This is a genomic window from Ignavibacteria bacterium, assembly GCA_016873775.1.
Lineage (GTDB): Bacteria > Bacteroidota > Ignavibacteria > UBA10030 > F1-140-MAGs086 > JAGXRH01.
In genome coordinates this window covers 1-9,194 of the sequence record VGWC01000086.1, presented here as the reverse complement: position 1 = coordinate 9,194, position 9,194 = coordinate 1, and the positions used below count along the sequence as shown (strand labels likewise).

Sequence of the window (9,194 nt, the reverse complement as noted above, 5' to 3'; positions counted from 1 at the left end):
TTTTGATAAAACAGAACGCGGAAGAAAAACTCCGCAACAAATTTTAGATACTTTAAAACAATAACTAACTAACGAACAAATAAACTAACTAACCAACGAACTAAAAATTTTACAACGTAGTTTTTCGCTGCGTTCTAATCTGAAAACTCGTAATTTTCAAATACACAAGAACAAGCATGGATTACGTCCAGAAATGGACGTAGCCGCTTATGTCTTTGTGTATAGGTATACGAGTACCTCAGATTAGGACGTAATGTAGGTTACGTCCTTTTTGTTTTAAATATGTTCGAGAAATGGAGTCCACTTTGTTTATAGAAAACGGTGAACTAAAAAAAATTTCTCGATAAGTGAAAGCAAAAGTGGACTCCATTTCACGAGTTTAGGTTTGCAGATTTTTGCTTGCGGCTGCGAACCTTCATAATAAGCGAGCGAATTATTTCAATAACATTTACTCTTATGCGTACTCTTTTATTGACAACAATTATTTGCTTTGCATTTTTGCAAAATTCTTTTTCTCAAACAGAAGTGTGGCGAACGTACGAACGATACAATTGGATAAAAATTGATGGAATTGGAAATGTCTATTTGGCAAATCTTGGAGAAGGTATTGATACTATTAAGAAATTAGATCCATCCGGTTCTATGGTTTGGAGAATTACAGATTCAGTGAAAAAACTTTACTACAATGGACGTGGTTTCTTTATAGTTCGTTCTGATTCTTTAATTTACTTTGATACAGCAGCCGTAAAGAAATGGGCAATTATTGTTCCTCTTGATACTGCATATTATTATGCGCCTGATTTGAATGGAAATTTATTCATAGTGGGGAAAGTACTTTTCCAAGAACGCCTACTAAAAGTTACAGAAACTGGAGGTGTCGGGTTCCAAACCGCTATTCCTACATTTGAAGAGGAACACTATGAAAAAGAAAATGATAATGGAGGAAAAATAATTGACGAAAGCATTGATGGTACTTCACAAATTTTATACCTCAAAGCAAATAGAGTTGCAATAATAAAAAATAGCCATTATTTGAACGCTACTTGGAAAATCTCAGATAATGGAGCTAGCGCTAATGAAATTAATCGTTTGTATTTAAACCTAATTGTATTAGATGCTAACACGGGAAATTTTATTTCTAAAAAGAAAAGGATTTTGTTCACAGATGAACAGATTGAGAAGTTGCAGGCTTCGCTAAGTGGAGAAAAAGACATACTTCAAACAAAAGAATTAAATGAAGAAACATTATTTTATTGTCAACAAGCAGATAAACTTGTAAATTTTGCATGTTTACGATTTCAGTCGTTTTTAGATACTCGGGTTGGTAGGCCAGACCCGATATATAAATCAAAAACTCAAAAAACTGAAATGCCATATATTGCTACGATTGATAACAAGAATAAAACAAAGTCAGTTATCATTAAACCTCAAAAAGCAGGTAGTGTAATATATAAAGCAACTGGATACGAATATTACGAAACGTATTATACACCGAGGTTTAAAAGCTACATTCTGAGCGATTCAATCTATGCTTATTTAGTTGTTTATGGATTAGGAGGCAAATCATTAAATAACTCAAGTAATAGCTATTGGTATCATCAAGTCATCAAATATAATTTAAGTACAAATAAAATTTGGTGGAGAAGCCGAGAATTGAAATCTGCAGTTCGGTGGATCCAGAATGATAATCAAGGGCGTACATTTGTAAAATTAAATAATAATATTTTTGTCTACAGTGCTGACGGTGCAAGTATAGATTCGCTTTCAATGATACAATTTCAAGGTAACTACAGGTCTCTAAGCGAATCCTTTATAGAAAACGGTTACGTCTATTTAACCAAAGATGGCTATCTTGCTAAATACTCCCTTCCCAATTTTAAACTTATATCTAATGTAGAACTTCAAAACTTATCAGATAGATTTTCATTATCTCAAAACTATCCCAATCCGTTCAATCCAACAACAACAATAAGTTTTGAGTTACCAAAAATAAGTGTAGTAAATTTAAAAATCTACAACGTCATCGGTCAAGAAGTCGCAACACTTATTAGCAACGAAGAAATGGAATCGGGAAAACAAGAAGTGGAGTGGGATGCAAGTACGTTTTCAAGTGGCGTGTATTTTTATAAACTTACTACACCAACATTTTCGCAAACGAGGAAATTATTGCTGATGAAATGAAGCGTCTATCTCACGCAAAGACGCAAAGTCGCAAATAATTTTTCTTTGCATCTTCGCGGCTTTGCGTGAGAAAAAAAAAGCGATTTCAATAAAATGAAATCGCTTTTTGTTTTTAAAACTGCAACTTGAAATCCAAAATCTGAAATCTCACTTCTAAAATTTCTATATTCGTCTCGAAATTTTAAACCGTACTTCGTAAATCTAAAAATGAACATAGCATACTTCGATACCTTCTCCGGCATTAGTGGCGATATGACATTGGGGGCGTTTGTTTCTGCGGGTTTACCGCTCGATGAACTTTCCAATGAAATACGAAAACTCCATTTGAGCGGCGTGGAGTTGCAAGGAAAACATCTTGTCCGCAGCGGAATCACTGCCATAAAAATTGATGTGCTTGCGCCGCACGAACATCATCATCGTCATCTCGCGGATATTTTCCGAATCATTGATGCGAGCGAACTTTCGGGAAACGTGAAAGACAAAGCGAAAGCGATTTTTTTTGAATTAGGAAAAGCGGAAGCAAAAGTGCATAACACATCGCTTGAACATATTCATTTTCACGAAGTCGGCGCGCTCGATGCGATTGTGGATATTGTCGGCGCAGCAATTTGTTTTGAAAAATTTTCGATTGAGAAATGTTTTTCATCGCCGATACGATTGGGCAACGGAGGATTTGTGAATGCAGCACACGGCAAACTTCCGATTCCAGTTCCTGCCGTTGTAGAAATTTTGAAAGATTATCCGACAGAACTCACTGACATTCCGTTTGAACTGACAACCCCAACGGGAGCGGCGATTGTGAAAACTGTTTCGAGCGGAATGTTACCAAAGGAAAAAATAATTTCGAAAGCGATTGGTTACGGAGCAGGGGAAAGAGAAATTCCGAATACGCCAAACTTGTTACGCATTTTTATCGGTGAATTGAATGAGCAATTTGATGCGGATGAAGTGGTAACAATCGAAACGAACATTGACGATATGAATTCGGAATTGTATCCGTACGTGATTGAAAAACTTCTTACAAACGGAGCGCACGATGCGTACCTCGTTCCAATTATTATGAAAAAAGGACGACCGGGAATTTTACTTTCCGTAATGGCGAGTGAAAATGATGTGCAGAAACTTTCCGAAATTATTTTCCGTGAAACGACAACGCTCGGAGTTCGTATTCAAAATGTCGGACGGAAAAAAGTTTTTCGTGATTCGAGAATTGTGGAAACATCATTTGGAAAAATAAAAGTAAAAGTTGTTGCTACCGGAGGAAAAGAAAAATTGCTTCCTGAGTTTGAAGAATGCAAGCGCATTGCGTTAGAAAACAATCTTCCGTTGAAAGAGGTTTTTTCACTAATTCAAAAAGAAATGGAACGATGAATGAGAAACAAATGGTAGCGCTAACGGGATTCGAACCCGTATTTAAGCCTTGAGAGGGCCTTGTCCTAACCATTAGACGATAGCGCCGTTGAGTATTTTTTAAATGCGGGCAAAATATACTTATAGTTCAGTGAACAGTGAAAAAAAATTTCCGCGTGATGAGTGCAGTGTTATTCAATGAGTATATTTGTTCATTGTTTTACATTTTATTTTTTATTTCATAATTTAATTCAACGAATATTTATTGGAGAAATGTTATGCAGAAATCTACAAAATGGTTTTTAGGAATTTTTATTGTGCTAATTGGAATCGCATTCGGTTTCATATTGCTTTTAGCAACAGTATTTTTAGGACCAACAAGCAGCGAATTCACGGACGAAGTAATTACGGGAAGCGGTGAAAAAATTGCCGTTGTTGAAGTTATCGGTCCAATTTATTCATCGGAGGAAACTGTTCGTCAACTAAAAAAATATCGCGAAGATGTGTCAATCAAAGCAATAGTATTGCACGTAAATTCTCCCGGAGGAGGAGTTGCAGCAAGTCAGGAAATTTATGAAGAAGTTAAACTATCAGATAAAGAAAAACCCGTTATCGTTTCGTTGAGTTCGGTAGCGGCAAGCGGCGGATATTATATTTCCTGTGGGGCAAGAACAATCGTTGCAAATCCGGGAACAATAACCGGCAGCATCGGTGTCATCTCACAATTTTGGCAAATGAAAAAATTATTAGACAAAATTGGTATAGAAAACAACACAATCAAAAGCGGCTCACGAAAAGATATTGGAAATCCATTTCGGGAAATGACGGAAGAAGAACGAAAATATTTTCAAATCTTATCCAATGATATTCACGAGCAGTTTATTGAAGCAGTTGAAACACACAGAAACATTGCTCACGATACAATGTTGCAAATTGCAGATGGAAGAGTTTTTTCTGGAAGACAAGCATATAAGCACAAACTTGTTGATACGCTTGGAACGTATCACGACGCAATTCGAATTGCAGCAGATGCAGCAAACATACAAGAAGAACCCGCCATCGTAAAGGAAACAGAGCGGAAGAGTTTGTTTGAACGTTTGTTTTTTGAATCGTCACTGAAAAAGATTTCTGCGCTGAAAGAAGAAATATTCGACCAGCCAATATTACAATACAGAATGCCGGAACATTGGTAAGAAAAGTTAATACATTGTTCTTTGTTAAACTATTTCACAAAGAAACATATTTTTTAGTTTCGTGTATATCAATTACATAAAAGATAATTTTATCTAAAATTTGCACGGAAAATTATTTTTTATATTTTTTACTCACTTTTCTAACAAACTATTCTCTACAAGCATAAAAAAAAAGAAAAATTATGAAATCAATCATTACAATATTAGTCTTTTTTGTTTTCTCAATCTCAAATGCGGCTACTATTTCCGGAAAAATAAATTTTAAAGGTTCTGTTCCTAAAGCGGAAAAAATAAAAATGAATGCAGATCCGAAATGCGTAAAAATTCACAGTGGAAAAGATGTATTTTCACAACAAATCGTAGTAAATACGAATAATACACTTCAGTGGGTTTTCGTGTATGTAAAAAGCGGTTTGCCTGCTGGGAAAAAATATCCAACTCCGAAAACTCCTGCAACTCTCAATCAAGCAGGATGTATGTATACACCTCATGTTGCAGGAATAATGGTTAATCAACCGTTAGATATTTTGAACAGCGACGCTACGTTGCATAATGTTCATGCACTGCCGAAAAACAGTCCGCAATTTAATATCGCTCAACCGAAACAAGGAATGAAGATGACGAAATCATTTTCGAAAGCAGAAACGATGGTAAAAATTAAATGTGAGGTTCATACTTGGATGACTTCGTATTTTGGAGTTCTTGACCATCCTTACTATTCCGTTTCAGAAGAAAAAGGAAATTTCGAAATAAAAGATTTACCCGCTGGCGAATATGAAATAGTCGCATGGCAGGAAAAATTAGGGGAGCAAACAATCAAAGTTAAAGTTGGTGAAAAAGAAGCAAAGTCTGTTGATTTTACATTCGAAAGTAAATAACGTTTGATTCCGATAATGAAAGAGGTAGTATTTATCCATTATTTAAAATATGAAATCAACTACTCAATCAAATAACAAAACACATCACGAAGAACATAGCGAACTGAATTTTTGGAAGAAATATATATTTTCTACCGACCATAAAGTTATTGGTATTCAGTATGGAATAACAAGTCTTCTTTTTCTTTTGCTCGGCTTCATGTTAGTAATGATGATGCGATGGCAAATTGCATATCCCGAACAACAATTTCCTTTATATAACTTCTTAATTCCATTCGGAGTAATAGGAGTGATTATAATGTTTATCGGTGGATTACAACCAAAATTAAACACCGTTGTTGGAGTTTGCATTATAGCATTGACTGGTTTGTTCTGGTATCTTGGAACAGGTGAAGAACGAATGCCTGAAGGAATAATGCTGCCGGAATTTTACAATCAATTAGGCGCAATGCACGGAACAATTATGGTATTTCTTGGAGTAGTTCCACTCGCAGTAGGTGCATTCGGAAATTATGTAATGCCGCTACAAATAGGCGCACCTGATATGGCTTTTCCGAAACTTAATATGGCAAGTTATTGGGTTTATTTTATTGGCGGAGTTATTATGATTGCAAGTTTTTTTGTTCCTGGAGGAGCGGCAAATTCCGGATGGACATCATATCCACCACTTGCAAATATTGCTACAACTGGACAAACGTGGTGGTTGCTCGGAATGGTATTTCTCATTACATCATCGTTGTTAGGGTCTGTAAATTTTATTGTAACCATAATTCAGTTGCGGGCTACTGGTTTAACTTTTATGCGATTGCCTTTCTTTGTATGGACACAATTTATCACTTCGTTTCTTTTACTTCTTGCATTCCCCCCGCTCGAAGTTGCAGGAATATTACAACTAATGGATAGAGTTGCAGGAACAAGTTTTTTTATGCCGAGTGGATTAGTAGTAAGCGGACAAATATTTCCAGCAACGGGCGGTGGAACACCAATTTTGTGGCAACATTTATTTTGGTTTCTTGCACATCCTGAAGTTTATGTTTTAATTTTACCCGCAATGGGAATCATTGCTGAAGTTATTGCAAACAATACTCGTCGTCCACTATGGGGCTACAAGTATATGGTGTATTCAATAATTTTTCTGTGTTTTATTTCTTTTATTGTTTGGGCGCATCATATGTATATCACTGGAATGGGAACAAAAATTAGCGCATTTTTTCAAACAACAACGATGATTATTTCTGTTCCTTCTATCGTAATTTTATCATCACTCTTTGTCTCTTTGTATGGCGGGTCTATTCGATTTAACACTCCGATGCTTTTTGCTCTTGCGTTCCTTCCTATGTTCGGAATCGGAGGGCTCACGGGATTACCATTAGGATTGTCAACTTCGGACATCCACTTGCATGATACGTATTATGTTATCGGACATTTTCATTATGTAGTTGCGCCGGGAACAATTTTTGCCCTGTTTGCAGGAATTTATTTTTGGTATCCAAAAATTACAGGAAGAATTCTCAACGAAACACTGGGTAAAATTCATTTCTGGGGTTCGTTTGTTTGTATGAATTTTATTTTTTTTCCAATGCTCATTCAGGGATTACAAGGTGTTGCACGCAGAATGTATGATGGAGGGCAACAATACGCTCATACGCAAAACGTTTTGTACCTAAACGAAGTTATGTCCATTGCCGCGTGGGTGATGGCAGTTTTTCAAGTATTTTTCATCATCAATATGTTCATAAGTCTACGTAAAGAAAAACAAACAGATACTAATCCTTGGAAAGCAACGACCCTTGACTGGACGGCAACAACGTCTCCTCCGCTTGCGCACGGTAATTTTGAAACCGTCCCCGAAGTGTACTGCGAAGCATACGAATACAGCGTTCCTGGTGATGCACAAGATTTCAAACCACAAAACAAACAATAGAAAATGGAAATTCCGTACACAATTGAGACGCGACACGATACTGGATTATACAACGCCAAACTTGGTATTTGGTTATTTCTCGCTTCGGAAGTAATGCTCTTCGGAGGTTTATTTGCTTCGTATATTTTGTTAAGAACAGGAGCAAGCGAATGGCCTCACGGTTCAACATATTTGAATATTCCATTGGCAACGCTCAATACTGTTGTACTTATTGCTTCAAGCGTTACGATGGTAATGTCGTGGGCTTCGCTAATGATGAACGAATTCAAAAAATTCAAAATCTATATGGGTATCACAATCCTTTGCGGTTTTCTTTTTCTTATCGTAAAATATTTTGAATACAGTGCAAAGTTTGAACACGGTTATTTTCCAAGTAACAATACCTTTTTAGCAATTTATTTTACACTTACTGGTCTTCACGGTTTGCATGTAATCGGCGGAATAGTTGTGAACTCATATTTCTGGGGAGCAGGAAGCAAAATGTGGTTTTTTCAACCGAAACGATTCACAAACAGAATTGAAATCGCTGGTCTCTATTGGCATTTTGTTGACCTTGTGTGGATTTTTCTTTTTCCCGTACTTTATTTACTCTGACTTTTTATGGAACATTCCAACATTCAGCAACACATAAAAAAATATTTTTATGTGTTTGCGGCGTTGATGGTTTTAACAGTCATCACCGTAGCAATAGCAAGTTTTCATTTACCCATTGCAATCGCTGTCACTCTTGCTCTTATTGTTGCAGGAGTAAAAGGCACAATGGTTGCAAGTTACTTTATGCATTTAATTTCTGAAAAGAAAACAATATTGATCATACTGGCATTTACTATTTTTTTCTTTCTCGGATTACTTTTTTTACCAACACTTACAGAAATAGATTCCATATCCCGAAATGTCTCTTAAATCGTTCCACGTCATTTTCATCGCGCTCGCCGTTGCGATGGCATTTGGTTTCGCGTTTTGGCTCTCTTCCATAGAGAGTGGAAATGCATTTTTCTATTCCGTTCTTGCAACAACATTCGGTGTCTCGTTGATTATTTACGAATTTCGTTTTCTCAAAAAATTGAAACACATTAGTTTTTACTGATGAATACTTTTTCAAAATATTTCATTCAATTGCTCGTCACAATTCTTTTCGTTTCATCAACGGTTGCATCGTGTCCCGTCTGTTACGGAAACGCTCAATCTCCTGTGCTCGACGGAATGAATAATGCTGTTGTTACAATGTTAGGTTTTACCGGATTTGTTTTCTCCGGATTCATCACTCTTTTCTTTTACATTCGCAAACGAATTGTAAACAAATAATGTAACTTTTAATATCAAAAAAAACTGTGGAAGAACTTCTCAAATTACCGCCTATTACCTCTGCTCACGGGCATCTCATTGACGAACTGATTTACAAAATCCACTGGCTGATGTTTGCACTCTTCATTGGATGGACAGTGTACTATGTTTATGTGCTCATCCGTTTTCGTCAATCAAAAAACCCACAAGCGAATTACACAGGAGCAAAAACAAAATTTATCTTGTATCTTACGCTTATTATTGCTGCGATTGAATTAGTAGAACTCTTCGTTTTCTCCTTGCCTGTTTGGGCTAATCGCATAGACATTTCTAAAACAAACGATGTATTGGAAGTTCGTATTGTTGCGGAACAATTTGCTTGGA

10 protein-coding genes and 1 tRNA gene are annotated in these 9,194 nt (G+C 36.3%); 10 read left to right on the top strand and 1 reads right to left on the bottom strand.

Features of this window, described 5'->3' with window-relative positions:
* The first annotated feature begins 456 nt into the window (after window positions 1–456).
* Window positions 457–2,181 (top strand): T9SS type A sorting domain-containing protein, encoded by a 1,725-nt coding sequence (locus tag FJ218_10040; GenBank protein MBM4167239.1) that lies wholly within the window; start codon window positions 457–459, stop codon window positions 2,179–2,181.
* A gap of 207 nt (window positions 2,182–2,388) precedes the next feature.
* Entirely contained in the window at window positions 2,389–3,552 is a 1,164-nt protein-coding gene (larC, locus tag FJ218_10035) for a nickel pincer cofactor biosynthesis protein LarC (GenBank protein MBM4167238.1), read from the top strand.
* A 12-nt stretch (window positions 3,553–3,564) separates the two neighbouring features.
* Here the strand turns inward: larC and FJ218_10030 are convergent.
* Window positions 3,565–3,639 (bottom strand) — tRNA-Glu (locus FJ218_10030).
* 170 nt (window positions 3,640–3,809) lie between these two features.
* Here FJ218_10030 and sppA point away from each other — a divergent pair.
* From sppA to FJ218_09990, 8 genes are all read left to right on the top strand, one after another.
* Window positions 3,810–4,724: a signal peptide peptidase SppA gene (sppA, locus tag FJ218_10025; protein ID MBM4167237.1), complete on the top strand. Its 915-nt coding sequence runs from the start codon at window positions 3,810–3,812 to the stop codon at window positions 4,722–4,724.
* Between the two features lie 182 nt (window positions 4,725–4,906).
* Entirely contained in the window at window positions 4,907–5,602 is a 696-nt protein-coding gene (locus tag FJ218_10020; protein ID MBM4167236.1) for a hypothetical protein, read from the top strand.
* A 49-nt stretch (window positions 5,603–5,651) separates the two neighbouring features.
* Window positions 5,652–7,526, top strand: coding sequence for a cytochrome C oxidase subunit I (locus tag FJ218_10015; protein ID MBM4167235.1), 1,875 nt, complete (start codon window positions 5,652–5,654; stop codon window positions 7,524–7,526).
* Between the two features lie 3 nt (window positions 7,527–7,529).
* On the top strand, window positions 7,530–8,120 hold the full coding sequence (locus tag FJ218_10010; GenBank protein ID MBM4167234.1) for a heme-copper oxidase subunit III: 591 nt from the start codon (window positions 7,530–7,532) through the stop codon (window positions 8,118–8,120).
* A 6-nt stretch (window positions 8,121–8,126) separates the two neighbouring features.
* Entirely contained in the window at window positions 8,127–8,429 is a 303-nt protein-coding gene (locus FJ218_10005) for a hypothetical protein (protein MBM4167233.1), read from the top strand.
* Window positions 8,419–8,613, top strand: coding sequence for a hypothetical protein (locus FJ218_10000; protein ID MBM4167232.1), 195 nt, complete (start codon window positions 8,419–8,421; stop codon window positions 8,611–8,613). Before FJ218_10005 ends, FJ218_10000 begins: the two co-directional genes overlap by 11 nt.
* Before the next feature lie 29 nt (window positions 8,614–8,642).
* Complete coding sequence (locus tag FJ218_09995; protein ID MBM4167231.1) at window positions 8,643–8,831, top strand: hypothetical protein; 189 nt, start codon at window positions 8,643–8,645, stop codon at window positions 8,829–8,831.
* Window positions 8,832–8,857: 26 nt separating this feature from the next.
* A partial coding sequence (locus FJ218_09990; GenBank protein ID MBM4167230.1) for a cytochrome c oxidase subunit II occupies window positions 8,858–9,194 on the top strand: 337 nt, incomplete at its 3' end.

Excerpts from the sequence above, each read along its gene's own strand:
- FJ218_10040 (MBM4167239.1), top strand. The coding sequence starts at position 457 with ATGCGTACTCTTTTATTGACAACAATTATTTGCTTTGCATTTTTGCAA.
- larC (MBM4167238.1), top strand. The coding sequence starts at position 2,389 with ATGAACATAGCATACTTCGATACCTTCTCCGGCATTAGTGGCGATATG.
- sppA (MBM4167237.1), top strand. The coding sequence starts at position 3,810 with ATGCAGAAATCTACAAAATGGTTTTTAGGAATTTTTATTGTGCTAATT.
- FJ218_10020 (MBM4167236.1), top strand. The coding sequence starts at position 4,907 with ATGAAATCAATCATTACAATATTAGTCTTTTTTGTTTTCTCAATCTCA.
- FJ218_10015 (MBM4167235.1), top strand. The coding sequence starts at position 5,652 with ATGAAATCAACTACTCAATCAAATAACAAAACACATCACGAAGAACAT.
- FJ218_10010 (MBM4167234.1), top strand. The coding sequence starts at position 7,530 with ATGGAAATTCCGTACACAATTGAGACGCGACACGATACTGGATTATAC.
- FJ218_10005 (MBM4167233.1), top strand. The coding sequence starts at position 8,127 with ATGGAACATTCCAACATTCAGCAACACATAAAAAAATATTTTTATGTG.
- FJ218_10000 (MBM4167232.1), top strand. The coding sequence starts at position 8,419 with ATGTCTCTTAAATCGTTCCACGTCATTTTCATCGCGCTCGCCGTTGCG.